General features: G+C 61.7%; 20 protein-coding genes and 1 pseudogene. 14 read left to right on the top strand and 7 right to left on the bottom strand.

The genetic code is table 11. From position 1 onward, the window contains the following. Positions 1-486 precede the first annotated feature (486 nt). The gene (locus tag NFU08_RS06385) at positions 487-1,098 is read left to right on the top strand and encodes a hypothetical protein (RefSeq protein ID WP_251421520.1); all 612 of its coding nucleotides are present in this window, start codon (positions 487-489) and stop codon (positions 1,096-1,098) included. A gap of 59 nt (positions 1,099-1,157) precedes the next feature. Beyond that, the gene (locus NFU08_RS06380; RefSeq protein ID WP_251421517.1) at positions 1,158-1,730 is read left to right on the top strand and encodes an RES family NAD+ phosphorylase; all 573 of its coding nucleotides are present in this window, start codon (positions 1,158-1,160) and stop codon (positions 1,728-1,730) included. 192 nt (positions 1,731-1,922) lie between these two features. Here the strand turns inward: NFU08_RS06380 and NFU08_RS06375 are convergent, their stop codons facing one another. After that, positions 1,923-3,041: a LacI family DNA-binding transcriptional regulator gene (locus tag NFU08_RS06375; protein WP_251421514.1), complete on the bottom strand. Its 1,119-nt coding sequence runs from the start codon at positions 3,039-3,041 to the stop codon at positions 1,923-1,925. A gap of 160 nt (positions 3,042-3,201) precedes the next feature. Between NFU08_RS06375 and NFU08_RS06370 the strand changes: the two genes are divergently transcribed. The 5 genes from NFU08_RS06370 to NFU08_RS06350 all read left to right on the top strand — a co-directional run bounded on the left by NFU08_RS06370 (position 3,202) and on the right by NFU08_RS06350 (position 11,434). Then, positions 3,202-5,532 (top strand): FAD-dependent oxidoreductase, encoded by a 2,331-nt coding sequence (locus NFU08_RS06370; protein ID WP_251421512.1) that lies wholly within the window; start codon positions 3,202-3,204, stop codon positions 5,530-5,532. A 123-nt stretch (positions 5,533-5,655) separates the two neighbouring features. Next, positions 5,656-6,498 carry a carbohydrate ABC transporter permease gene (locus NFU08_RS06365; protein ID WP_251421509.1) on the top strand — a complete coding sequence of 281 codons (843 nt, stop codon included), beginning with the start codon at positions 5,656-5,658 and terminating at the stop codon, positions 6,496-6,498. A 4-nt stretch (positions 6,499-6,502) separates the two neighbouring features. Further along, a complete protein-coding gene (locus NFU08_RS06360) occupies positions 6,503-7,384 on the top strand; it encodes a carbohydrate ABC transporter permease (RefSeq protein ID WP_251421506.1) in 882 nt (293 codons plus the stop codon). Positions 7,385-7,434: 50 nt separating this feature from the next. Continuing rightward, positions 7,435-8,721 carry an ABC transporter substrate-binding protein gene (locus NFU08_RS06355; protein ID WP_251421504.1) on the top strand — a complete coding sequence of 429 codons (1,287 nt, stop codon included), beginning with the start codon at positions 7,435-7,437 and terminating at the stop codon, positions 8,719-8,721. A gap of 1,225 nt (positions 8,722-9,946) precedes the next feature. Then, positions 9,947-11,434 (top strand): FGGY-family carbohydrate kinase, encoded by a 1,488-nt coding sequence (locus NFU08_RS06350; protein ID WP_251421501.1) that lies wholly within the window; start codon positions 9,947-9,949, stop codon positions 11,432-11,434. A 16-nt stretch (positions 11,435-11,450) separates the two neighbouring features. Here NFU08_RS06350 and NFU08_RS06345 read toward each other — a convergent pair whose 3' ends face one another. Then, complete coding sequence (locus NFU08_RS06345; protein WP_251421498.1) at positions 11,451-12,419, bottom strand: sugar-binding transcriptional regulator; 969 nt, start codon at positions 12,417-12,419, stop codon at positions 11,451-11,453. A gap of 168 nt (positions 12,420-12,587) precedes the next feature. Between NFU08_RS06345 and NFU08_RS06340 the strand changes: the two genes are divergently transcribed. The 7 genes and pseudogenes from NFU08_RS06340 to NFU08_RS06310 all read left to right on the top strand — a co-directional run bounded on the left by NFU08_RS06340 (position 12,588) and on the right by NFU08_RS06310 (position 20,611). Continuing rightward, the gene (locus tag NFU08_RS06340) at positions 12,588-13,715 is read left to right on the top strand and encodes a zinc-binding dehydrogenase (RefSeq protein WP_120693640.1); all 1,128 of its coding nucleotides are present in this window, start codon (positions 12,588-12,590) and stop codon (positions 13,713-13,715) included. A 79-nt stretch (positions 13,716-13,794) separates the two neighbouring features. Then, positions 13,795-15,099: an RbtT/DalT/CsbX family MFS transporter gene (locus NFU08_RS06335; protein ID WP_120693641.1), complete on the top strand. Its 1,305-nt coding sequence runs from the start codon at positions 13,795-13,797 to the stop codon at positions 15,097-15,099. A gap of 35 nt (positions 15,100-15,134) precedes the next feature. Next, positions 15,135-16,859: a dihydroxyacetone kinase family protein gene (locus NFU08_RS06330; RefSeq protein ID WP_120693642.1), complete on the top strand. Its 1,725-nt coding sequence runs from the start codon at positions 15,135-15,137 to the stop codon at positions 16,857-16,859. Positions 16,860-16,898: 39 nt separating this feature from the next. After that, positions 16,899-17,357 (top strand): ribose-5-phosphate isomerase, encoded by a 459-nt coding sequence (locus NFU08_RS06325; RefSeq protein WP_120693643.1) that lies wholly within the window; start codon positions 16,899-16,901, stop codon positions 17,355-17,357. A gap of 39 nt (positions 17,358-17,396) precedes the next feature. Then, positions 17,397-19,544 (top strand): transketolase, encoded by a 2,148-nt coding sequence (tkt, locus tag NFU08_RS06320; protein ID WP_251421495.1) that lies wholly within the window; start codon positions 17,397-17,399, stop codon positions 19,542-19,544. A gap of 233 nt (positions 19,545-19,777) precedes the next feature. Further along, positions 19,778-19,876: pseudogene (locus NFU08_RS20975) on the top strand (TIGR01457 family HAD-type hydrolase); the annotation flags it as partial. Positions 19,877-20,044: 168 nt separating this feature from the next. Further along, positions 20,045-20,611, top strand: a complete 567-nt coding sequence (locus tag NFU08_RS06310; RefSeq protein WP_141001171.1) for a recombinase family protein — start codon at positions 20,045-20,047, stop codon at positions 20,609-20,611. An 80-nt stretch (positions 20,612-20,691) separates the two neighbouring features. Here the strand turns inward: NFU08_RS06310 and NFU08_RS06305 are convergent, their stop codons facing one another. From NFU08_RS06305 to aldh, 5 genes are all read right to left on the bottom strand, one after another. Continuing rightward, complete coding sequence (locus NFU08_RS06305; protein ID WP_013599275.1) at positions 20,692-20,910, bottom strand: hypothetical protein; 219 nt, start codon at positions 20,908-20,910, stop codon at positions 20,692-20,694. A 43-nt stretch (positions 20,911-20,953) separates the two neighbouring features. Beyond that, positions 20,954-22,123 (bottom strand): glycerate kinase, encoded by a 1,170-nt coding sequence (locus NFU08_RS06300; protein ID WP_013599274.1) that lies wholly within the window; start codon positions 22,121-22,123, stop codon positions 20,954-20,956. Further along, positions 22,124-23,332, bottom strand: coding sequence for a dihydrodipicolinate synthase family protein (locus NFU08_RS06295; RefSeq protein WP_251421492.1), 1,209 nt, complete (start codon positions 23,330-23,332; stop codon positions 22,124-22,126). Next, complete coding sequence (locus NFU08_RS06290) at positions 23,332-24,498, bottom strand: Gfo/Idh/MocA family protein (protein ID WP_251421490.1); 1,167 nt, start codon at positions 24,496-24,498, stop codon at positions 23,332-23,334. The genes NFU08_RS06295 and NFU08_RS06290 overlap by 1 nt, the downstream gene beginning before the upstream one ends. 75 nt (positions 24,499-24,573) lie before the next feature. After that, positions 24,574-25,950 carry an aldehyde dehydrogenase AldH gene (gene aldh, locus NFU08_RS06285; RefSeq protein WP_013599271.1) on the bottom strand — a complete coding sequence of 459 codons (1,377 nt, stop codon included), beginning with the start codon at positions 25,948-25,950 and terminating at the stop codon, positions 24,574-24,576. Positions 25,951-25,954: the final 4 nt, after the last annotated feature.

Here is a 25,954-nt window from a genome sequence, read left to right as displayed (position 1 = left end):
ACCAAAAATGGCCGAGGGCCGAGAATCTCGACGCCCGGCATTACTAGGTTTAGGTACACCCCAACCTGACGTCAGGGACGTCCGACGAGGGGGAATGCGGGACCTGGTCCCCGTCGCGGAGCCGTCGGCACGTACTCGTAAGGCCTTCGGGGCCACAACGAATGACACCGTAACCCTCATGCACCGAGCGAACTTCACTTAGTACAAATCCGGTCGGCTACTTCGATAATTCTTGGGCTACCAACCTGCTTTCTCTTCGCTCTGACTGTCAGGGTGGAAGGTGAGAACGTCATGAGCCGGTGTCAATAAAACCGGAATCCCGCGCTATTCTGACGCCAACGTCCGTACCTGCCAGACGAATGCAAGGCAGGCGTAGAACGCGTGATGACCGCGCGCCTGTCCTTCCCGGATGACAACTCACGCGCTAGAGTGATATGTAATAACCGTCATTGCTCAGGAGGCGAAATGGTTACCTCACGGCGGGACGTGATCCTGAAGAAGAAGGCGAAAGTAGCTCACAGGCGTGCTGCAGGCAGCTTGTTCTCAAGCAAGTCTTCTCCGTCCTCGACGATAAAAGAACCGCTAAAAATAGCCGGTGTCGATGGGTGGATCCTGAAGCGCGCTCTCAGTGAAGCGAACAGCATCGCGGCTCTGGGGGCTGCGATCGCGTCCAACCCGGAAATGCCATCTCCTGAACTCGCCCGCAGCCTGCAGGCGGAGGAAAACTGGTGGCGGCGAATCGAACACGAACTGCCATCGATGAGCAGCACCGAAACGGCAGCTTTCCTCGGCGCCAAAGCCACCAACCGGAACTTCGCGTCCTCGCAGCGGGCCGCCGGCAGGCTGCTCGGCTATGCCCGCCGCCAGGCCGTCCGGTACCCGAAATTTCAATTCGACGTGCAGCGCGGTTCCGTCCTCACTGTCATTCCGGAGCTACTGGCACTAACCCGCGGCTTCGGGGTCCCGGACGAAGACCTGGTCCTGTGGATGGCAGCCCCGTCGGCGGCATTCGCTGACCAGCGCAGGCCGGTAGACCACCTAACCGACCCGGAAAAGTTGCTCGCGGCGGCTGAGGCCCACTTTGGGGCCATATGGTGACGGCCTCCTGGCCTGCCACCCCGGAGCCACCCAGCCCCTTCGAGCCCCGCTCCGGGATCTTGGATGCTGGCACCATCCTCCAGCGCATCCATTCCAACCGGTTTCGGCCCAACCAGTTCAACCCCGGGCCGAAGGGGGCCGGCCGGTTTCACTTCTTCGGCGACCCGGCCGTGCCGGCCCTGTACCTCGCCGAGACCCGGGAAGCCGCACTGGCCGAGACCCTGCTTCATGATGTCCCGGTCGGTGCTCCGGCGCCGCTTCCCCGCAGCATTTACGCCAACAGTGTTCTGGCTGGACTGGAGCTAAAGCGGCCAATCCGGGTCGTGGAATTCTTTGGATTGGGCCTCCGCGCCCTCGGGGTCGAGGCCATCCAACTCACGGACACCCCGATGGACAACTATCCGCAGACGCGCAAGTGGGCTCACGCTGCCCATGCCGCAGGGTTTGACGGCATCGGCTGGATGTCTAAACGCGACAACAGCGCAAGGGCCTACATGCTATTTGGTGACAGGGTTCAGGAGCATCACCTTGAAGTCGTCCCCGGAAGCGGGCTTGCCTTCGCCGCAGCCGACGGCTTTAGCTGGCTGGTCAACATCTGCGCGCCACTCAACGTCGACGTCCTCGCGAGGTAGCCCGGTACCGCGCTGAGCGGTCTGCTTTAGCTTGACCGAATATCCGTTATCGGCGGCGCGCTGATGTGATAGACGGCTACGCAGCGGTGCCTTGTCGGCACCGCGGCAGTCAATCATCGGTTCGCGTTAGGTTTCCCTCCAACTTCTCGCCAGCTCCCACTACTGAAGTGGGGTAGGTCCTTAGACTTTCCCTCAGGAGGGGACATGGTTAGTGGGGCTGGTGTCCATCCCGGCCCCATGAGGTGTGCCATGCCTTTGGCTGGTTATCAAGCTGTGGTCCTTCGCCGCAGGCGCGGGACCGGTGGAGGAGCGAACCGCCAGGTGTGGTGTGAGTATGTCGATCCACGGGTCAGCTGGAGCGGAAGTGGAGGCGGAATCCTGCAGCCTGGCATCCATTCGCTCCACTGCTGCTTTCGCCAGTCTCGGCGAACCTTGAGCGATGGATGTCAGGCCGATGTGAGGTAGCGAGGCGACATGGCTGTCGTCGTAACCGACTAGGGACACATCGGCCGGAACCGACACGCCGGCTCTGAGGAGCTCGAACAGTAACCCCACGGCGGTGGAGTCGTTGTAAGCCACGACGGCTGTTGGCATGTTGCCCTGCAGGAAGGATCGAGCGGCGAGGACGCCGGCCAGATCCGAACCATCCCCCTCGATAATCTCGATCTCAGAGGCCAACCCAAGCCTCTCCATGGAGCTTACGTACGCTTTGCTTCTTTCGGCTCCCGCTAGGGAAGATCCCCCGGAGACATGGGCAATTCGTCGATGCCCGAGACTGACAAGATGCCCAAGTGCTTGAGCAATACCTTCCGACCCTGAAGCTTGGACAAGATCTGTTCCGGGACGGGGGTGCATGTGACCGATGGCGACTGTGGGCACTTGGGAGGCCACGGAAATCACCGACTCATCCATAGACTCCGGGTCAATAAGTATGATTCCGTCACAACGGGCGTTGAGCAGGGCCTCCACGGCGCGGGCGCTGGAGATGTTTTCCCCCAGGGCGCCGAGCATCACGGTGTAGCCTCGTTTCCCCGCCGACTCGTATAGCCATTGCACCAGGTCAGCGTGAAAAGGCGACATTAGCGAGTACAGCACTCCGAGGACCTTGGAGTTGCGGCTCCGAAGCAACTTTGCCCGCGAGTCCGGGCGGTAGTTCAACTCTGCTGCAGCCGCCAAGACCCTCTGCCTCGTTTCATCCCCAATACCTGGCAGCTCCCTGAGCACCATGGATACGGCCGCGGGGGAAACCCCCACCTGCTTAGCGATGTCGACGATAGTGGGCCGTCGACCGTTCGGGTTCCGGGCCGCCATAACCACCTCTCATTTAGAACTATGTATTGACATGACCGTAACCGCGATCACATACTAATTCTACTAGAACGTTTAAGTTCTGGGAAGCGGCGGCATCACGCACACATGGCAAGCAATGAGCACTTGCATCAACACACAGAGACTTTGAAGGGGTTTACGAGTGAAGTTTGTCGAAGAAGACTACGACGTTGTGGTCGCCGGTGGCGGTTTGGCGGGGTTTTCCGCCGCGGTTGCGGCGGCACGCCATGGAGCGAAGACCGTTTTGATTCAGGACCGTCCGGTTCTTGGCGGAAACTCTTCATCTGAAGTGCGCGTCACACCGCACGGTGCGGCAGCTTTCCACGGCTACGCCAGGGAAACGGGCATCATCTCTGAAGCACTGATCCAGGAACGGGCCACGAACCACGCCAAGATTGAAGAAAACGGGTGGACAAACAGCGTCTGGGACCTCGTTCTTTATGACATGGCGGTCCGCACAGAAGGGCTGACCCTGCACCTCAACACGGCCCTGGAAGAGGTTGACGTCATCGACCATAGGATCAGCAGGGTGCGTGCCCGCGTGGCCAACGCCGAGACGGTTATCCAGATTTCCGGTAAGACCTTCATAGACTGCACCGGCGACGGGACTTTGGGTGCTCTGGCAGGGGCGGAATGGCTCTCCGGTACGGAAGCGGCCTCCGAGTACGGCGAACCCGATGCCCCGGATGAAGCATCGGACGGGACAATGGGCAGTTCCCTCCACTTCAAAACAGTCGATACTGGCCGGCCGGTCCCCTTCAAGGCCCCCGAGTGGGCGGTGAAATACGATGACCCCTCGTTCTTCCGCAAGGGGGCACGGCTTCCGAAGACGCTCTCCAGCGGGTACTGGTGGATTGAAATCGGCACCCCCTGGGATTCCATTCACGACAACGAGGTCATTCGGCACGAACTCACGCGCCATGTCCTGGGAATCTGGGACTACCTGAAAAACAGGGATCCCCATTGGTCCGAAAAGGCGGCGAACCTGGCACTGGACTGGATCGGGCAAGTGCCAGGAAAGCGTGAGAGCAGGAGGTTGCTTGGGGAGCTGGTCCTAACAGAGAACCACCTGATTGAAAACGGGTCCTTCGAGGATGAGGTCGCGTTCGGAGGCTGGTACGTGGACCTGCACACTTTGGGGGGTCTGCTGGCCGAGGACGCAGAGCCTGTAAGCACGGCTCTTTTCGCCAATCCAAAATCCAGCTTCGGCTCCTCCAAGTACGTGGGACCTTTCGGAATCCCGCTTCGTGCTCTGATGAGCAAGGACGTCTCCAACCTGATGTTCGCGGGACGAAACGTCAGTTCCACCCACGCCGCATTAGGCGCCTTGCGTGTCATGGGGACAACGGCAGTAATGGGCCAAGCGGCAGGTACCGCTGCTGCCATCGCCAAGGACGGCCAGGGAATCCAGTCTGTCCTCACCACTAATATGGGGGAGCTCCAGCAGGCGCTGTTGCGCGATGGCTGCTTCCTGCCCCACGTGCGGAATACTGACCCGGCGGACCTGGCCCTCGCGTCGTCGGTCACCTCCAGCAGCGCTGACAAGGTCCGCGGGGTCGGACCGAACAGCGCGAACTGGCTCGGTGGGATCGATCACTGGCGCGACCATCCAGTGCACCCGTTCACCGGTCGTCTTGAGCGGCGGACCGCGCAATGGATTGCGGTAGGGGCAGGGCAGGGCGTCGACGTCATCCGGCTCGCACTCAGCAATGGAGGGGAATCGGCCCGTGAAGTCACTGCGACCGTTCATAAGGTCAAGGACATCTGGGACTACAGGACCGAGCCCGGAGGGGCATTGCGAAAAGAAGTGTTAATCGTCCCGCCCGGAGGCCCCCACTGGATCGAGTGGCCCGTCACCATCCCAGGTGATGACCTGGCAGAGGGCGGTTATATCAGGGTGGACCTTGAAGCAGCTCCTGAGATCGAGTGGCACGTCTCCAGCACCGTCCTGCCAGGGCAGATTGCCGGCTACGAGTACAGCCCAGGCCGCTACCGCCGCTTCGGCGGAGGCTCAACCCTGAGCTTTCAGATCGAGCCGGCGCAGGAAGCCTACACCGCCGACAACGTCCTTACCGGCGTCACCCGTCCCCACCAGGGCACCAACCAGTGGAGGTCCGATCCGGTGGCCCCACTTCCTCAGTGGCTCGAGCTCTCCTGGCAGGAGCCCCAGCGCATCCGCCAGGTCCAGATCACGTTCTCGGGCCACCTGCTGCGCGAATACCATGCCTACCCTGCTTTCTACCGCGACCCCCAGTGCGCCCGTGACTACGCCCTGGAAGCCGAAACCGCTGGCGGGTGGCGCGAAATCACCCGCGTGTCTGGCAACTACTCCACCCGCGTCGTTCACGACCTGCCTGAAGGCATCACCACCGGCAGACTCCGCCTGACCGTGTTCGCCACCAACGGCGACCCCTCCGCCGGAGTCTACGAGATCCGGTGCTACCAATCCCCCATCTGCACATCGGCTGGTTAAGTCATGTCTGTCCATACCGGAACACAACATCAGGCCGGCCCAGGCACAAGTGGCCGAAAACCAAGCAAGGAACATCCCGCACCGAACCGCAGAGCCAAACGCGGGACACCTTTCCCTTATCTATTGATCCTTCCGGCCCTGACCCTGTTTATCCTTGTCATCGGATATCCCTTCGTTCAATCCCTCGCCTTCGCCTTCACCGACCGGAGCCTGCTCAGCACCGACGAGAACTTCGTCGGATTCGAAAACATCGCAAACTTCATCTCCTCACCATCCTTCGGCCCCATCCTGTGGCAAACCATCGTCTTCGTGGGAGCCTCGACCCTCGGCGCCTTCGTCGTCGCACTGGCCCTTGCCCTGGCCTTGAACACGCGGATGGCGGCCGTCGGAGCCCTCCGCACGGCATTCCTCGTACCGTGGATCCTCCCCGGCGTCGTCGTTTCCTTCGTCTGGCTCTGGATCTTCGACACCAACTACGGCGTCCTGAACGGCGCCATCCAACTGCTGGGCCTGGGAGAAGGCAACACCAACTGGTTGGATTCCCCCCAGCTGGCCATGGCAGCAATTATTGTGGCCAAGATTTGGCACTCCTTCCCCTGGATGACCATCCTGATCCTGGCGGCGCTGCAGGGGGTTCCCTCCGAAGTACACGACGCCGCAGCCGTGGACGGAGCCTCCGCCTGGAAGAAACAGTTCTTCGTGATCCTCCCGCAAATCAAACCGGCCCTGGCCCTGACCCTGCTGCTCGAAACGATCTGGGGATTCCAACAGTTCGAGATTCCCTACGTGATGACCAGCGGCGGGCCTGTGGGCTCCACGACAACGTTCTCCATCGCCCTGTACAAGGCCGCCTTCAGCGACTTCGACCTTGGGGCGGCAGGAGCAATCGGCGCCGTCTGGACCGTCCTCATGAGCGCCCTGGTGGCCATTTACGTCGTCTATACACTCAAGCAGGAAAAGGATTAACCAGATGTCTGCAACCCTCAAAACACCAGCGAGGACCGGCATCGGAGCATCTGCCCACGGTTCCGCTCCCGGGCAGCGTCGCTCAACCACCGCCCACATCACGGTCGCGGCACTGCTGTTGTTCTCCCTCTTTCCAGTGGCCTGGATGGCTTTGACGGCGTTCACTTCCAACCATGACATTTTCCAGTTCCCGCCCTCGATACAGCGGTCTTTCACCCTGGAGCACTTCACCGAGGTCCTGACCAACGCGACACTCCTGCAGTTCATGGTGAACGGATTGATCGTGGCAACCACGACAACCGTCATCAGCCTCTTCCTGGGATTCACCGCGGGGTACTCCTTCTCGAAATTCCGCTACTACGGCCGCACCCCGCTGATGTACCTGATACTCGTGGCCCAGATGGTCCCCGAGGTCCTGCTCCTGCTCTCGCTGTACGCCTCGTTCAACGCCCTCGGACTGCTCAACACCTACGGGGCGCTCATCCTCTCGTACTCAACATTCACCCTCCCCCTCGCCGTATGGATGATGAAGAACAGCTTTGATGCGATTCCCAGCGACCTCATAGAAGCAGGCCGCATCGACGGGGCAAGCGAGCTCAGAATCATGATCACCGTGCTGCTGCCTGTCTGCCGAACTTCACTGATCGCCGTCGGCCTTTTCGCCTTCATCCGGGCATGGAATGACCTGGCCTACGCACTAACCCTTGTCGATACACCTCTGCAAACCCTCCCGGCAGGCCTGTCACTGACCTTCCTGGGCGAGTTCCAGAACTCCTACGGCCAAATGATGGCCGCGTCCCTGGTGACCTCCCTGCCCGTGATCGCAGTCTTCCTGCTCCTGCAAAAACACTTCGTAAGCGGAGCCTTGGCCGGCTCCGTCAAATAGCTCCCCACCACCTGCGGCGCCGGCCGCAACAGATCAATAGGAGAAAGAAAATGGCAACGATGCCTAACCGTTCAGCAAACGCCCTGTCCCGCCGGGCCTTCCTCGGAGCGGGGGCAGGCACCGCCGCCCTGGGCTTCCTCACACTCACAGGCTGCGGCTCCTCATCGGGCACCCCCGCCGCCAACGGGGCCTTGTCCGTCACATCATGGGTCTTCGGACAGGACTCGGGCACGACACTCAAAGAAGTCGTGGCGGACTTCAGCTCGGCCACGTCAGTCAAAACGGAGGAGAACAGCTATCCGTACCTGCAGTACCTCAACCAGCTCGTCCTCAAAGCCAAAAGCGGAAGCCTCACCGGTGTCGCCCACATCGACGAGGAGTGGCTTTCAACTCTCGCCCTGACCGGCGCCCTCAAAGAGGTCTCAGGGGCGTTCGACGAGTCTTTGTACCCTGACTCTGTAAAGAACGCCGGCACCTACAAGGGCAAGCGGTATGCGATGCCCTGGACGCAGTCAGCGATCGGCATCATCGTCAACACCGACATCCTCTCATCAGCCGGGGTTTCGGCGCCGCCCCGCACCGTCGATGACTTCACGGCGGCCCTTCGGGCGCTGAAACAGGCCGACAGCAGCATGGTGCCCTACGCTCCCTGCACCAAGGTGGAGCAGCTTAAGGACATCATCCCGTGGATGTGGACCTTCGGTTCTCCTGTTGTGGACGGCGAGACCGTGACCGTGGGCGATGAAGGCTCAGTTCGGGCCTTGGACTACTGGAAGCAGCTCCTGGACGAAGGACTGATCCAGGCCGGAGTGGTCCGTGACTCTGCCCGCACGCTTTTCGCCCAGGGGAAGGCTGCCATCTACGAGGACGCGCCACAGGCAATAGGCATCATTCCGGGCCAATCAAGTGACCCTGAGATGGCATCAAAGATGAAGCCCGCCGCCCGCCCGACCCAATCCTCGGGAGACACACCGCAAGCCCTGGTATGGAGTCAGCCCCTGGTGCGGTTTACTGACGAGGATGCCACAACTCGGTTTATGGAATACATGAGCACCGACGCCCAAGCCACGCAAAAGATGTTTGAGGCAGCCGGACAACCTCCAACCACCACACGGGATCTCAACGCGGAATGGTTTAAGAAGGATGCGTTCCACAGCGAATTCGACAAGCAAGTTGCCTCCACCGCAACGCGCAACCCGTTCTGGAACTTCCCCAGCGCGTCATCAGCTCAGACACGCTTCAATGAACACGTCGAAGCTGCCCTGTCCGGCAGCGTCTCCGCCAAAGCTGCTATGGCCGCAGCCAAAACCGACTTAGAAGGCATGCTCAAGGGGTAGCCCAACAGCAGCAGTCTCTGCCCGGCTCGGCCACCAGCCGGGCAGAGACTTTCAGCAAGAAGTTCGCTTTGTGCTCCCTATCAGGGAACACAACGACAGTAAGGAAAGCGTGTGAAGGCGCAAGTTTCCCCCTTGCTTGAAGGGCGAACCACAGTCGCTATCGTCCGTGTTCTGCAGCGAGGGCCCACGTATCCTAAGGCGCTAGCGGATGAGCTCGCCCTTTCACAGGGATACGTCAGCAACCGATTAACTCAGCTGAACTCCCACGGATTCGTGAGTATCGAGAAAGTCGGCAGGCACAGAATCTACAGCTTGTCCTTAGAAGGGGAACAACACGTCCAAGCCCACGAAGCAAGTCGTGGCCAGAAATTAGAACCGGGTAGGGGGCGGCCGGATCTGCCGGTACCGCCCAGCGGGACTATCTGCCCCGCCTGTGGTTCCTCTCAAGGACCCGGATCATCGTCAAGTCCGCGGGGCCTGCCCTGAGAGCAAGAGCTTGAATCGTGCTGCCGGGCAAGCGCATGAACACTCAGGCCAAATCCTTTCGACCTGTCCCACCCCGACTTAGCGTAGCTAGTCCGTTCACTTGGGGCACACCCCAACCTGACGTCGGGGCGGCCTGACCACGGAGGATTGGGCCTTTCGACGGAGCTCCGGACTTGTTTCTGGGCACCAGAGAGTCGGAAGAGGCGTGATCGCCATCCCTTGCCCGAAGGGTTTCCATCAAGTCCCGATTCCTTGGACTATTTCGATTATTCTCGGGCTGCCGAACCCGGGTTTCCTGCCCCTCCGACTGTCAGGGTGGAATCTGAGACCATCTTGATCCACTGTCAATAAACGGAACTTGGACGCAATTCTGACACCGACCAAGGTCATCGCGCCGAATTTTGCGCCAGATGAAGACACACGACTGGCGCCACCAAGTTGCCGCGCTGCCCGCCACCCCGTCAACTGGGCTCTACTGCGAGGTGACCTCCCAGGAACCTTGACGGGTGCGGCGTGTAGCGAACCCACCTACGGTTTCTGGTCCTCGTGCAAAGGCAGATAGCTACGTGACCGAATATCCGTTATCGGCGTTTCAAAACGGGCAGGGCTGGGCTGCAAAGGAGTTGCCAGCGGATGCGCCCGCTGCAGTGGCCGGGTCTGGTGCCGGGGATAGGATGGCGCTTGGGGCACCGGTGGTGCCTGGGAAAGAGGGCTGGAGCCCTAGGGAAGGTGACGGCGGTTGTTCCTCGGAATCGATATAGGAACGGGTAGCAGCAAAGCCGTTCTCGTCACTTCTGACGGGTCGATCATCGATACCGCAATCGTCCACCACACGATCTCCCTGCCGCGCGCCGGTTGGGCTGAGATGCTTGCTGAAGAAACTTGGTGGGCGGAGGTTCAGCAGCTCTGTGGTGAGCTGTTCGCCCGTAACGACGCAAAGGGCGTGTTCGGTGTTGCCGTCAGCGGTATGGGACCATGTCTGGTCGTTACCGACGGGGACTTTGCTCCACTCCGGCCAGCGATTCTATATGGAGTGGACACGAGGGCGACCCAGGACATAGGAGACCTAAACGAGGAGTTGGGGAAAACAGCGATCGTTGCTAGTGGGGGGAAAGACCTGTCGTCACAATCGGTTGGTCCGAAGCTCCGCTGGATTGCTAGGAACGAGCCGGCCGTCTTTTCTGCTGCCAGGTATTGGTTTTCCTGCAGTTCCTTCTTGGTTCAGCGGCTGACAGGCGAGTACGTCCTGGACCACCCCACGGCCAGCCAGTGTGATCCCCTTTACGACATTCACCGGCTCGAATGGATCACTGAACGCGCCCGGGCGGTTGCCGGTCATCTTCCCCTTCCACGGCTATTGTGGCCAGCCGAGGTCGCAGGGACGGTCACCCGGGGAGCGCAGGAGTTGACTGGGATCCCGGTTGGGATACCGGTGTGTGCCGGAACGGTGGACGCCTGGGTGGAGGCATACAGTGCGGGTGTCCGCCGAGCAGGGGACACCATGCTGATGTACGGGTCCACCATGTTTTTCGTTCAACGCCTCGAGGCGCTCCGAAGTCATCCCAAGCTGTGGGTCGCTCCCGGCGTGGAGCCTGGCTCCATTACGCTGTCCGGGGGTATGGCCACATCTGGAAGCCTGCTGACTTGGCTGCAGCGCCTTTTCGGCGGAGCAGATATGGGAGAACTTTTTTCTGAGGCAGCCGCGACGCCAGCCGGAGCGGAGGGCCTTCTCTTGCTGCCTTATTTCGCCGGCGAACGCACGCCACTCCTTGACCCTGACGCACGCGGAATGATTACTGGATTAACCCTTCGGCATGGACGCGGGCACCTGCTCCGTGCCGGGCTCGAAGGGATCTCTTATGGTTTGCGGCAGATGCTGGATCTGGTCGAGCAGGCGGGAGAACCGATCACGCGCCTTCTCGCCGTTGGTGGAGGGCTAAAAGCAGGGCTATGGGCACAGATTGTCAGCGATATTTCAGGACGGCCTCAGATAGTGCCGAAAGTGACGATAGGCGCGAGCTACGGGGATGCCTTGATGGCGGCGGTGGGTACCGGCTGTGTGGGCCCCGACACTGATTGGATGCAAACTGCTCGGATTGTGGAGCCAGACCCTCGAACCGGCGCTGTCTATGAGGACCTCTACCAGCAGTACCTCAGCTTGTATCCTGCCAACCGCGAACATATGCACTTCCTGGCCCGGTGGCAGGAGAAAGACACCACGTGGTAGGCCGGATGGCCCCCGGTTATGCTGTTCTGATGTAATCCAAGGCGGCCCTCGCTGTATGCGAGTCGGTCACCAGCTTGCGGTAGTATCCGGCGCGTGCTGCACCCACTATGCTTGTGGCCTTTTCGGCGCCAACCGCCACACCGACCGTATGGGGGATGGCTCGTAGGTTCTCTTCGGAGGTTGAGACGATTCGGTCACTTCCAGGGAAGGCAATTTGCTTGCCGTGGACGTCGTAGAAGTTCAAGCAGATATCCCCAACTGCGCGAGAAAGCGAATCATCGTCTTTCGGGATAAATCGTGAAATCGAGCTTCGCGTGGTGGGAGGCGCGCCGATGCCGAGAAGCGCACCCTTTGCTGACTCCCACAACCGCTTAATCCTTTGGAAGTCCGGGTCCCGCTGAAGGAACTCATGCATCTCCGGCGAGGGCAGAGCCTGGGTCCAGAGAAAAGCGGGCTGGGCGCCTGTGTGTTCGGCAATCGCACGGGCAATTTCATTTGTTTGGTACCAGGGCTCCGGCTCTGTCTGTCCCCCCACGGAGGGGGCAACGATTACGCCTGGAAGCTTCGGTAGCGGCGCTTGGCTGAGCTCGTAGATTGTGCGTCCGGATGATGCGAGCAGGACGTCGCCGGGGGCAAGAGCCATGTCGGAGATGGCCTCGAAGACCAGGGGCAGCAGACCCCCGCGGAGGCGTCGCGACTGATCTCCGTCGGCCAAGTAGACCTGCTGGATCGATAACGCATCGGCGAGTTCGATGGCCAACGACTTAGATGTCGTCGCGGCGGGATCTACCACTTCAATGCGGACCATGCCTATGCGGCGTGCCTCGGCCAGCAGGCGGCTCACTGTAGGTCTTGAGACGTCGAGTGATTGGGCAATTTTAACTTGGTTTGCGTCTTCGACATAGTACATCCGGGCAGCCTGATAAATCGTTTCCAGCGGAAACTTACTGCTCGTACCAACCGGAGCGAGTGCGGCTTCCGACATGCGATCCCCCATCCTCCATTCCACAGCAGATGCCTATGCCTCAATAGTAATCGGTCCCAGAACAAAATTTCACAACGGCCGCTCTCAGAAATTTTGTTCTTGACATTTGTTCAGCACGTCGTCAAGCTTGGGTTATTGACGCACGTCACACGTTCCAAGGAGGGAACCATGTCAAGCACTTACGCAGAAGAAGTGGAAAAGCACGTTGCAGTACCGGCAGCGATGCAAGCAGTCATTTGTCACGGACCGGAGAACTACACCTTGGAGGAGGTGGCAACCCCGGTCCCGGCTGAGGATGAGTTGCTGATGAAAGTTGAGGCGGTTGGCGTCTGCGCCAGTGACCTCAAGTGCTACCACGGCGCAGCGAAGTTCTGGGGCGATGAAAACCGCCCCGCGTGGGCACAGAAGGAAGTGACACCGGGCCACGAGTTCGTAGGAACCATCGTTAGCGGCGGCGAGGCCGCCCTCGCCCATCACGGGCTCACACTCGGCGACAGGATCGCCTGCGAGCAGATCGTGCCCTGCGAAGCGTGCCGGTACTGCCAGCGTGGCCAGTACTGGATGTGCGGGCCGCACGACATGTTCGGCTTCCGCAACTACAACGGGGCCATGGCCGAATACCTGGTGGTGCCGCCCAACGCCAGAGCTCACAAGGTGTCCAAGGAACTCGCCCCGGAGCACGCAGCGTTCGCCGAACCGCTGTCCTGCTCCCTGCATGCGGTAGAGCGCGCCAACATCCAGTTCAATGACGTTGTGGTAATTGCCGGCTGCGGCCCGATTGGCCTTGGCATGATTGCCGGAGCAAAAGCCAAGAGCCCACTCACGGTGGTTGCCTTGGACATGTCTGACACGAAATTGGACCTTGCCCGTAAGTGCGGCGCCGACGTCGTCATCAATGTGGGACGCGAGGACGCCGTCAAGCTGGTCAAGGATATGACCGACGGCTACGGCGCGGACGTCTACATAGAAGGAACCGGCCATCCCTCGGCCGTAGGCCAGGGCCTGAATTTGCTGCGCAAGCTCGGAACTTACGTGGAGTACTCGGTCTTCGGATCAGACGTTTCCGTGGACTGGTCCATCATTAGCGATGACAAGGAGCTGGATGTCCGCGGCGCCCACCTCGGGCCTCACTGCTGGCCTGCTGCTATCAAGATGATCGAGTCAGGCATCCTTCCGATGGATGAGATCTGCACACACCAGTTTCCCCTCGACCGGTTCCAGGACGCGCTGGATCTCGTAGGAGACACCACCGGCGCCTCCGTTAAAGTCTCCATCCTTCCCGGTTCCGCCCGCTAACTCAAGCGGCCCGGGGGCCATCGCTGCAGCCCCCATGGAAGCTGAACCACACCTGCCCCTCAAAACAAAGGCGTTTTCCATGAGTACATTTGCCACGCCCGCTGTAGCTTCGCGGGAAAGGCTGCTTGACCGGATCGGCATTCCGCACTCCCTCCGCTGGGGGTTCCTCGGAGTCCTGGTCTTCATGACCGGCAACGGCGTCGAATCGAACTTCATTGCACCCCACATGGCTGGCGCGCTAGGCGGGCAGGCCATGCTGGCCCCCACTATCATCACCATGTACGGCGTGGCCGTCACGCTCGCGTCCTATCTGTCCGGTGCCCTTTCGGATCTGATCGGTCCGCGGCGCGTCATGGCGCTCGGCTTTGCAGCTTGGGTCCTATTCGAGGTGCTGTTCCTGGTTAGTTTGAATGCGGGCTTCACCGCCGGCATCATGGCCAGCTACTTCCTCCGCGGGCTCGGCTACCCGCTCTTTGCTTTCGCATTCCTCGTCTGGATCAACACAGTTGCCCCGAGGAAGAGCAACGGTACTGCAGTGGGCTGGTTCTACGTCATGTTCACTGGTGGGCTGCCCACCTTTGGCTCGCTGTTTGCGCTGACCTTCATCCCGGTCTTTGGCGGGGGTCGGACCGGTGAAGCGCTGACAATGGCCGCCTCGATCGGTCTGGTGACCCTTGGTTTCCTTATCGCTTGGTTGGGCGTCAAGGAGCAGCGGGGCACCCAACGTCTCGCTCCCCCAGGGGAGTCGACAGCGGAAGTCCTTTCCGGCGGTATCCGCCTCCTGGCGCGCGAACCCAAAATCCTCATGGGCTTCATCGTCCGGCTCATCAACACCGCGCCCCAGTACGGTATGTTCGTGATCCTGCCAAGTGTGATCGGCGGCGAATTGGGATGGTCACAGACCCAGTGGTTGATGATGACAGTCATTGTCTACGCATCCAACATCGCCTTCAACGCCCTCTTCGGCGCCATCGGCGACAAGTGGGGATGGCAGCGCACCGTCCGCTGGTTCGGTGTGGTGGGTTCAGCAGTTGGACTGCTGGCCTGGTGGTACGTTCCCCATCTCGTGGAACCGGGCTCGGACTGGGGCTACTGGCTGTCCGTCCTGGCTGGCGTGGCCTTTGGAATCCTACTGGCGGGCTTCGTCCCGATGGGCGCTATCATGCCCGCGCTGACTCCCGATCACAAGGGTGCTGCCATGGCCATGTACACCACAGCTGCCGGCGGGGCAGCCTTCCTCGGAGCAGCGGTAGTGGCCGCTGTCCTGCCATGGGGCGGAAACGCCGGCGTGGTTTGGGCCTTTGTGGCGCTCTACGGCGTGGCTTTCATCCTCACCACCTTCCTGCGGGTCCCGGCCGACACAGCCGGAACCCGCCACCACTAACAACACACCAGATCTCGAGCTTTTGGAGCAACACCATGACCAGGATTTTCAACGACCCCGCGGAATTCGCAGAGGAGCAGTTCGCCGGCTTCCTTGACCTTTACGCGGACCGGCTACGCGGAGTGCCTGGCGGTGCAGTGGCACTGCGTACCGGCGAACCCCAAGTAGCGGTGGTCGTCGGCGGCGGCTCCGGCCACTACCCGGCCTTCGTAGGCCTGGTCGGGCAGGGTTTCGCGACGGGCGCTGTCGTCGGCAACATCTTCACATCGCCTTCGGCGGCCCAGGTCTATTCGGTGGCAAAGGCCGCGCATCAGGGCAGGGGGGTCATCCTGACGTTCGGCAATTACGCCGGGGACAACATGAATTTCGGAATCGCCGCGGAGCGCCTCCGCAAAGAAGGCATCGATACCCGGATCGTGGTGGTTACTGACGACATCGCATCGGCCGTCGAGGAAGACAAACGGCGTGGGATCGCTGGAGACTTCTCCGTCTTTAAGGTTCTCGGTGCTGCAGCTGCCGCGGGGCTGGACCTGGACGGTGTTGAACAGGCGGGGCGCACCGCCAACGCAACCACCAGGACCATCGGTGTGGCATTTTCCGGTTGCACGCTGCCGGGGGCAGACCGGCCGCTTTTTACGGTCGCAGAAAACCAATTGGGTCTGGGACTCGGAATACATGGTGAGCCCGGCATCCGCGACATGCAGATGCCGCCAGCAGCAGATCTCGCCCGCCTGCTGGTGGACTCCCTCCTGGAAGCCGCACCCGGTGGTGCCGGCAAGCGAGTAGCGGCGATCCTCAACGGACTCGGCACTACCAAATACGAAGAGCTGTTCCTCCTCTGGGGATCGGTGTCGAAGCTGCTACGGGAAGCGGACCTGGAAGTAGTCGACCCAGAGGTGGGGGAACTCGTGACCAGCATGGATATGGGCGGTGTTTCACTCACACTGATGTGGCTGGACGAACAGCTCGAGACGTTTTGGACCGCAGACACCTACACTCCTGCCTTCAGGAAGCAGAAAGCCCCCATTGCAGCGATCAGTGGTTTCGCTCAAGACAGCAGCAAGGAAATCCAGGAATCCAAAACGATTCCGGATGCAACCCCAGCCGCACGGTTCCTTGCAGGGAAAACCGTCGATGCTTTGGAAAGCATGGCCCGAATTCTCCATGCTGACGAGGTCCGACTCGGAGAAATCGATGCGGTGGCCGGCGACGGCGACCACGGCCGGGGCATGGTGAAAGGCATCGATGCCGCACTTGCCGCAGCGAGAATCGCCTACGACGGCGGCGCAGGGGCCGGATGGCTTTTGCAGTCAGCCGGTCAAAGCTGGGCGGAACGCGCTGGCGGAACCTCGGGTGTTCTTTGGGGAGCAGCTCTCGAGGCCGCCGGGCGGTCCCTGACAGACAGCAGGACCGCATACACTGACAAGGACCTCGTCACGGCAGTGCGGTCATTCTCCGCTGCAATCCTGGATCTGGGCCGCGCCAGCATCGGCGACAAGACCTTGGTGGACGCGATGCTGCCATTCGTCGAAGAACTCAGCGCAGGCATCGAAAGAAGAACTCCTCTTGCTGCGGCGTGGCGGGCGGCAGCAGCGGTGGCTACTCAAAAGGCGGAAATGACCGCCCTGCTAACGCCAAAGCTCGGCCGCGCCCGCCCTCTGGCTGAGAAGTCCCTAGGCACACCCGACGCCGGCGCAACTTCCTTTGCGCTCCTGGTGAGCGGGCTGGCCAAACTGCCCGTCAGCGCCACGGCCTCCTGACCTCCATCTCCAAAACCTAGATCGAAGGATCAACCTCCCATGACTGGAAAACTCAGAATTGTTGTCGGTTGCGACGACGCAGGCTTTGACTACAAGGAGACTCTCAAAAACGACCTGGAGGCTCATGGCCTCGTAGCAGACGTCCTCGATGTCGGCGTAGCCGCCGACGGGCATACCGCATACCCCCACATAGCGGTTCAGGCCGCCCGGATGGTGGCTGATGGCGCGGCAGATCGGGCACTTTTAGTGTGCGGCACCGGCCTCGGCGTAGCGATCGCGGCGAACAAGGTCAAAGGCGTGCGGGCCGTGACCGCCCATGATTCGTTTTCCGTAGAACGTGCCATTCTGAGCAACAACGCGCAGGTCCTATGCATGGGCCAGCGCGTCATCGGACTCGAGCTGGCCCGCCGCCTTACGAAGGAATGGGTCGGCTACACCTTCGACGAAAGCAGTGCCTCAGCAGACAAGGTCGCGGCGATCTGCGGCTACGAAGACTAACTCAGTAACAACGAACGCCAGTAGAGAGGGCGCCCTTCAGTGCCGAGCCTTGTAATTGAAGAATCCGATTCCCGGACGGGTGAACTGTCCTGGACCGACCTAGACCGGCGCGTGGTGGACACTATCCGCGTCCTGGCTGCGGACGCCGTGGAGAAGGTGGGCAATGGCCACCCCGGAACGGCGATGAGCCTGGCTCCGGCTGCCTACCTCTTGTTCCAGAAACTGATGCGCCACGACCCGCGGGACCCGGACTGGATCGGCCGTGACCGGTTCATCCTGTCCCCCGGGCACACGTCCCTGACGCTGTACATCCAGCTCTTCCTTTCCGGCTACGGCCTGCAACTGAAGGACCTGCAGGCGCTGCGCACCTGGGGTTCACTGACCCCGGGCCACCCTGAGTACAAGCACACGGCCGGCGTGGAAATCACCACGGGCCCGCTGGGCCAGGGCCTGGCGTCTTCGGTGGGCTTCGCGTACTCCCAGCGCCGGATGCGCGGCTTGTTCGACGCCGACGCCGCTCCGGGTACCAGCCCCTTCGACCACACCATCTGGGTCATCGCGTCCGACGGCGACCTGCAGGAAGGCGTTACTTCCGAGGCTTCCTCGCTTGCAGGCCACCAGGAACTGGGCAACTTAGTTGTTGTCTACGATGAGAACCACATCTCCATCGAAGACGACACCGACATCGCCTTCACCGAAGATGTCCTGAAGCGCTACGAGGCCTACGGCTGGCACACCCAGCGCGTGGACTGGACCCGGACCGGCGAATACAAGGAAGACGTCCAGGAGCTGTACTCGGCGCTGCTGGCAGCGAAGGCTGAAACGTCCAAGCCGTCCATCGTCTCGCTGCGCACGATCATCGGCTACCCGGCGCCCAAGAAGCAGAACACCGGCAAGATCCACGGCTCTGCCCTGGGCTCGGAGGAAGTCGCCGCCCTGAAGGAAGTCCTGGGCTTCGACCCGGAGAAGTCCTTCGAGGTGGACGAGGACGTGCTGGCCCACGCCCGCGCCGTCGTTGACCGCGGCGCCCACGCCCGCAAGGCCTGGGAAGAGTCCTTCAACGCCTGGCAGTCCGCCAACCCCGAGGCCGCTGCCCTGCTCGAGCGTGTCGAGGCCAAGGAACTTCCCGAAGGCGTCCACGCAGCCCTGCCCGTCTTCCCCGCCGGCAAGGACGTCTCCACCCGTGCCGCATCGGGCAAGGTGCTGAACGCACTCGGCCCGGTCCTGCCCGAACTGTGGGGCGGCTCGGCCGACCTCGCGGAATCGAACAACACCACCATCGAAGGCTCGCCGTCGTTCGTTCCCGCGTCCAAGCAGACGGACGCCTGGTCCGGCAACCCCTACGGCCGGGTACTGCACTTCGGCATCCGCGAGCACGCTGCCGCCTCGATCGTGAACGGCATCGCCCTGCACGGCAAGACCCGCGCGTTCTCGGGCACGTTCCTGATCTTCAGCGACTACCAGCGCCCGGCCATCCGCCTCGGTGCCCTGATGGGTGTCCCGTCGCTGTACGTCTGGACGCACGACTCGATCGGCCTCGGCGAAGACGGCCCCACCCACCAGCCGGTGGAGCAGCTGGCCTCCCTGCGCGCCATCCCGGGCCTGGACGTCGTCCGTCCCGGTGACGCCAACGAAGTCGCGGCAGCATGGAAGGCCATGCTCGCCAACCACGAAAACCCGGCAGGCATCGTCCTGACCCGCCAGACCATCCCCACCTGGGAGCGCGGCGACGGCGACGCCACCGGCGACACCTTCGCATCCACCGCAGGTGTGGCCAAGGGCGGTTACGTACTGGCCGAGGCGTCCAAGGACGGCCAGACCGTGGACGCCCAGGTGATCCTGATCGGCACCGGCTCGGAAGTCCAGCTCGCCGTGCAGGCCCGCGAAGCGCTGCAGGCCGAGGGCATCGCCACCCGCGTGGTGTCCATGCCGTGCGTTGAGTGGTTCAACAAGCAGGACGCCGCCTACCGCGAGGCAGTCCTGCCGGCAGCGGTCAAGGCCCGCGTCTCGGTCGAAGCCGGTCTGGCCCTGGGCTGGAAGGAGTTCGTCGGCGACGCCGGACGCTCCATCAGCATCGAGCACTACGGCGCCTCCGCCGATTACAAGCGCCTGTTCCAGGAATTCGGCATCACCGCGGAAGCTGTCACCGCCGAGGCAAAAGACTCCCTGTCACGCCTGCAGGCCTGACACCTACGTCACCAGGGCTGCCCTGCAGGCACTGCAGGGCAGCCCTCCCCCGGGATGATACTGCCCGAAACTGACATCGCCACCCATCCCACCCGACCCGTCAAAAAGGGGGTAGGCCCATGCCCAAAGCAGCACCGAGGAACCTGTCACGGGACAGGGATCAGAACAGCCCGGCGCTCTCCCCCACCAACGGCAATCGCAACTGGTCCCGCTCCTCCCGCAACGGCAGTGAGATCGAATGCTGGCTCACCGACATGGACGGCGTTCTCGTCCATGAAAACCAAGCTGTGCCGGGCGCGGCTGAACTGATCCAGCGCTGGGTGGATACCACCTGCTCGACAAGCTAGACGGCACACGACTCAGAATTCCGCACGCCGTAGGCTAGCCCGTCCTGTGGGCCTGAAGCACACCCCAACCTGACAAATTCGGCGGCTGGTCTTGACTTCTTTCTGAGAGAAGCCTAGAACTCAACCTGACGGGTTCAAGGTTGGAGGCGATCAGTGGCCGGACAGCGGATCGGGTACGTGCGCGTGAGCACCCTGGATCAGAATGAGAAACGCCAGCTGGAAGGACAGGTCCTGGACCGGGTCTTCACGGACAAGGCCTCCGGCAGGGACACCGCGAGGCCAGAGCTTACGGAGTTGCTGCGGTTTGCCCGGGACGGGGACACCGTGGTGGTTCACAGCATGGACCGGCTGGCCCGGAACCTTGATGACCTGCGCGCTCTGGTCCAAAACCTCACGCGCAAAGGTGTGCGGGTGGAGTTCGTCAAGGAGAGCCTGGTCTTCACCGGCGAGGACTCCCCCATGGCCAACCTCATGCTCTCCGTTATGGGTGCCTTTGCTGAATTCGAACGCTCCCTCATTAGGGAACGCCAGCGGGAAGGCATCGCGCTGGCCAAGCAGCGCGGCGCCTACAAAGGACGGAAAAAGACGCTCACCCCAGAACGGGCGGCCGAACTCGTTCAGCGCGCCGGCAGCGGTGTTCCAAAGGCCCTCCTTGCCCGTGATTTTGGGATCAGCCGGGAAACGGTCTACCAGTACCTCCGCCAGGCTAAACTCTCCTAAGCCCTCCCCCGGCTGCGCCGTCCATGTGCAGTAGCCATTGTGGCGCTAGCTTGACGGAATCTCCATTATCGGCGTTAGTCTTACACAGGCCTGAGCGATTCAGGTTGCAGATTTACCGGCAGGGCCGCAAGGATCGTATGCTCGTGGAAGTCGAGGAGTTTGCGTTCCCCAACGTCTGTGTGGATCCAAATAACGCCAAAATCAGGGTCTGCCATATCAACGGTTCCTTGCCAGCGGGTGCCGGTTTTGTCCCATGCTTCAATTCGGCTGCCGGGCTCAAGGTATTGGAATTTGCTCATATTCTTGCCTCCAACGTGCGACCTGCCCTGCCCGTCGTGTCCGTCATGCACCCAGTTTGTGAAGATCAGATCCGATGGTGCTCCCAATTTGTTCTAACAGTGGCCCAGCTTGGTTGATGCATCGGGACAGATCGGGCTGCAGTTCCCGCAGAGAGTAGGCCCGGGTGAAACCAGCGAGCTCAACTTGCGAAGCGTCCAGGGCGATGTTTCCGCAGACTGCAATCACTGGTACACCGTGTTCTGAAGCGATGCGACTGATACCCAGGGGCAGCTTCCCGCCGAGGCTTTGCTCGTCCATGTTTCCCTCACCGGTTATTACGAGTGTTGAGTCCGCGATGTAGTGGTTCAGTTCCAGTATGTTTTGGAAGGCAACGACTCCTGGTTGGGTTCGCGCAGCCAGGACTGCGATGACAGCGTAACCGAGCCCGCCCGCAGATCCCGCTCCTGGTACTGCGGCAGCTCTAATAGCCCGAGGACCGATTTCTTGCTCCATACTTGCGACTAGCTGCTCAAGTCCGGCTTTGAGGCGCGCGATGTCGGTCTTCGTAGCCCCCTTTTGGGGCGCGAATATCGCTGCTGCACCCTCAGGACCGAGCAATGGGTTGTTAACGTCTGTTGCCAAAACGAATCGCGCCCGACGAAGTCTCTTATCCAGGTTGTCCAGATTCACGGAGGCGAGGTCCATCAGAAACCCCCCGCCCTCGTGCAGAGGTTGACCCTTGGCATCGAGAAATTCGGCACCAAGTGCCGCCAGGAATCCAGCCCCACCGTCAGTGCAGGCGCTTCCTCCAGCCCCGATGACGATCTTGTTACAGCCCAGGTCGAGTGCTGCGCAGACGAGTTCTCCTACTCCTCTACTACTAGCGGTCAGCGGAGCGGAGGCACCCCCTGGGAGAAGGGCTAAGCCAGCGGCATTTGCCATCTCAATAACGGCTTCGTTGCCCCGTGTTGCAAATTCTGCGACAACTGGACGTCCTGTGGGACCGCTGACTTGAACGAGATGGCTGCTGAAGCCTGCACTGATCACCGCTTTTACTGTGCCTTCGCCACCATCAGCGACCTGCAGCTGTTTGACCTGAACGGCTGGATGCACGCTGCGAAGACCAGCAGTGAGATGGGCGGCGACCTCTCGTGAGGAAAGGGAGCCCTTGAATTTATCTGATGCGATGAGAACCCGTGCGTGTCCATTCGGGCGCGGACTGGCAAGGTCCATCTAGATCCCGCTTATCCGCAAAAATTCAGACATCCGGAAGGCAGCCAGTGCCGGGTCCTTGAGCAGGCCCGCCTGGTCGGCCAGTTCGAAGGTCTTGGCGAGGTGGCACACGGACCGGCCGGAGTGCAGACCGCCGACCATCTGGAAGCCGGGCTGTTTGCCGTTGAGCCAGGACATAAACGCGATGCCGGTCTTGTAGTAGAAGGTGGGGGCGCTGAAGATGTGCTTGCCCAGTTCCCTGGTGGAGTCCAGGATTTCGCGTGCTTTGGCGGCGTTGCCGGCGTCGTAGTTTTGGAGGGCAACCGAGGCGGCCGGGTAGATGGCCGCGAAGATGCCCAGCAGGGCGTCGGAGTGGTGGGTCCCGTCGCCGTCGATGAGCTCGGGGTAGTTGAAGTCGTCGCCGGTGTAGAGGCGGACGCCTTCGGGGAGGGCCGCGCGGAGTGCAACCTCGTGGCCGGCATCCAGCAGGGAGACCTTGACGCCGTCTACCTTGTCCGCGTTGTCCTTGATGAGGCCCAGGAAGGTCTCGGTGGCGGTTGCGACATCGTCCGAACCCCAGTAGCCGGCCAGTGCGGGATCGAACATGGTGCCGAGCCAGTGCAGGATGACGGGCTGGTCCACTTCCTGCAGCAGGGTGGAGTAGACCTTCAGGTAGTCGTCAGGGCCGTTGGCAACCTTGGCCAGGGCACGGGAGGCCATCAGGATGACCTTGGGGCCGGCTTCGGTGATCACGGCGATCTGTTCGCGGTAGGCCTCAAGCACGGCCTTGATGCCCGCTTCGCCGGCCGGCAGGGAGTCGATGTCCAGCTGGTCCGTGCCGGCGCCGCAGGAAACCAGGTCCCGGACGGTCTTGCCCGCTGTCGCAGCGTTTCCGGTTGCGACCACCGATGCGGCCTCGACGCCTGTCCGCTTGATGAGCTGCTGGGTGGCCGCCCAGTCGAGGCCCATGCCGCGCTGGGCAGTATCCATGGCGTCCGCCACACCGAGCCCGTAGGACCACAGCTCATGGCGGTAGGCCATGGTGGCGTCCCAGTCGAGCCGGGCCGGGGCGCCGGGGGTGTTGTCAGCGAGGACTTCGGGGATGACGTGCGCGGCAGCGTAGGCCCGCCGGGCAGTCAGCGGGGCGGTGGGGCGGGCCCAGGAGGTGCCGCCCTGCAGCCGGTATTCGCGGGTGCCGCCGTCGTGGGAGGGAAGGATGAGCGAGGTCATTAGAGGGTGATCTCCGGGATGTCGATGGTGCGGCGTTCGTCGTTGGACTGCAGGCCGAGTTCGGCGAGCTGGACGCCGCGGGCGGCGGAGAGGAGGCCGAAGCGGTGTTCGCGGCCGGCCACGACGTCGCGGAGGAACTCTTCCCACTGCAGCTTGAACCCGTTGTCCAGCTCGGCATTGGCCGGGACTTCCTGCCACTGGTCGCGGAAGGATTCGGTGACGGGCAGGTCCGGGTTCCAGACGGGCTTGGGGGTGTGGGCGCGCTGCTGGGCGACGCACTTGTTCAGGCCTGCGACGGCGGAGCCGTGGGTCCCGTCAACCTGGAACTCCACCAGTTCATCGCGGTAGACACGCACTGCCCAGGAGGAGTTGATCTGGGCGATGACTTCGTCGCCGCCCGGGGTCTCGAGCTCGAAGATGCCGTAGGAAGCATCATCCGCGGTGGCCTTGTATTCCTTGCCGGCTTCGTCCCAGCGGGCGGGGATGTGGGTGGCGGTCTTGGCGTTGACGCTCTTGACCTTGCCGATGATGCCCTCGAGGACGTAGTTCCAGTGGCAGAACATGTCCGTGGTCATTCCACCGCCGTCTTCCTTGCGGTAGTTCCAGGACGGGCGCTGGGCCGCCTGGATGTCGCCTTCGAAGACCCAGTAGCCGAACTCGCCGCGGATGGAGAGGATGCGGCCGAAGAAGCCCTCGTCCACCAGGCGGCGGAGCTTGACCAGGCCGGGCAGGTAGAGCTTGTCGTGAACGACGCCGGCCGTGACGCCGGCTTCCTTGCCGATGCGGGCAAGTTCGATGGCCTCTTCAAGGGTTTCGGCGGTGGGCTTCTCGGTGAAGATGTGCTTGCCGGCGAGCATTGCCTTCTTCAGGGTGGCGGCGCGGAGGCTGGTCATGGAGGCGTCGAAGATGACGTCAACGGTGGGGTCGTTGATGACCGAGTCGAGGTCCGTGGTCCATTCGGCGACCTTGTGCTTTTCCGCAAGTTCGCGGATCTTGGCCTCGTTGCGGCCCACCAGGATCGGTTCGATCTGGACCCTGGTGCCGTCCTCGAGGGTGAAGCCGCCGGCGTCGCGGATCGGGAGGATGGAACGCAGCAGGTGCTGGCGGTAACCCATCCGGCCGGTGATGCCATTCATGGCGACGCGGACAATCGCTGTTTTAGTCATATTTTCCTCAGAGAAAAGGGTTGAAGGGGCGGCGCTGAGGGTTAGTAGGGCCAGCGCCGCCCCGTGTCGGGTGGGTCAGGAGGTCCAGACCGTCTTGATGTTTACGAACTCCCGGATTCCATAGGCGGAGAGCTCACGTCCGTAGCCGGAGTCTTTGAGGCCGCCGAAAGGCACCGCCGGGAATGACGCCGTCAGACCGTTGATGAAGACGCCCCCGGCCTCGATTGATCGAGCTGCTTCGGTCGCTTCGGTCTCGTCATTCGTCCACACGCTTGAGCTCAAACCAAAATCAGAGTCGTTGCTGAGAGCGATGGCTTCCTGGAGTGATGACACTTTGTAGAGGCAGGCCACGGGGCCGAAGCATTCTTCCCGGTAGATGCGCATGTCCTCTGTTACGCCTGTGAGGACAGTCGCCGGGTAGTACCAGCCCTCCCCTTCCGGTATTTCTCCTCCACACTGAACTGCTGCCCCTTTTTCGCGGGCGTCCCTAACCAGTTCATGAACGTCCTGGCGTCCTCGCTCCGTGGCCAGGGGGCCAAAGCTGGTGCTTTCGTCCAAGGGGTCACCGGCAACTGCTTCGGCCATACCTGTAACGAACAGATGTTCAAAGCGGTCGTAGACATCTTCGTGAACGTAGAAGCGCTTGGCCGCGATGCAGGACTGCCCCGAGTTTTGAAGGCGTGCGATTACTGCCTGGGCAGCAGCCTTTTCAATATCGGCCGAGGGCATGACGATAAAGACATCCATGCCTCCCAGTTCCAGGACACTCCTTTTGATGTTCCTGCCGGCTGCTTCAGCAATGGCGGAACCGGCAGCGACGGAGCCGGTCAGGGTGACCGCCCTGATCCTTGCGTCATCCACGAGGGGAATAACGTCTTTGCCTTCAACCAGCAGTGTCTGAAACGCGCCTTCAGGAAAACCGCCGCGGGCGAAGAGGTCTCCCAGGTACAGCGCACATTGAGGAACGTTTGAGGCGTGCTTGAGGAGCCCTGTGTTGCCCGCCATTAGTGCGGGGGCGGCGAAGCGGACGGCCTGCCAAAGGGGGTAATTCCAGGGCATAACGGCCAAAACGACGCCTAACGGGTCGAATTGTACGTGGAGGTTGGAGGCGTTGACCTCTTTCGCCGGGACCGGGGTTTCCGGGCTAAGGTAGCGCTGGGCGTGATCGGCGAAGTGCCGCATGCCGGTGGCTGATTTCAGGGCCTCGTACTTTGCTGTCGTTAAGGTTTTGCCCATCTCGGTGGCGATGAGACGGGCCACTTCGTCGGCTTCGCTTTCGAGGATGTCAGCGGCCTTATGCATCCAGCGGGCGCGTTCTTCAAAGGAGGTGTTCTGCAGTGACCGGAATGCTGCTTCCGCACGGGCGATCCGGTTTTCTACCTCTTCGGGCGTATGGGCGTCGAAGGTTTTCAGGGTGATGCCCGTGGTGGGGTCGATGGTCGCGATTGCCATGATG

Origin of the sequence: Pseudarthrobacter sp. NCCP-2145, assembly GCF_023708005.1 — a bacterium.
GTDB lineage: Bacteria > Actinomycetota > Actinomycetes > Actinomycetales > Micrococcaceae > Arthrobacter > Arthrobacter oxydans.
The sequence above is the reverse complement of the archived record's forward strand: the minus strand, read 5'-3'. Positions and strand labels throughout refer to the sequence as shown.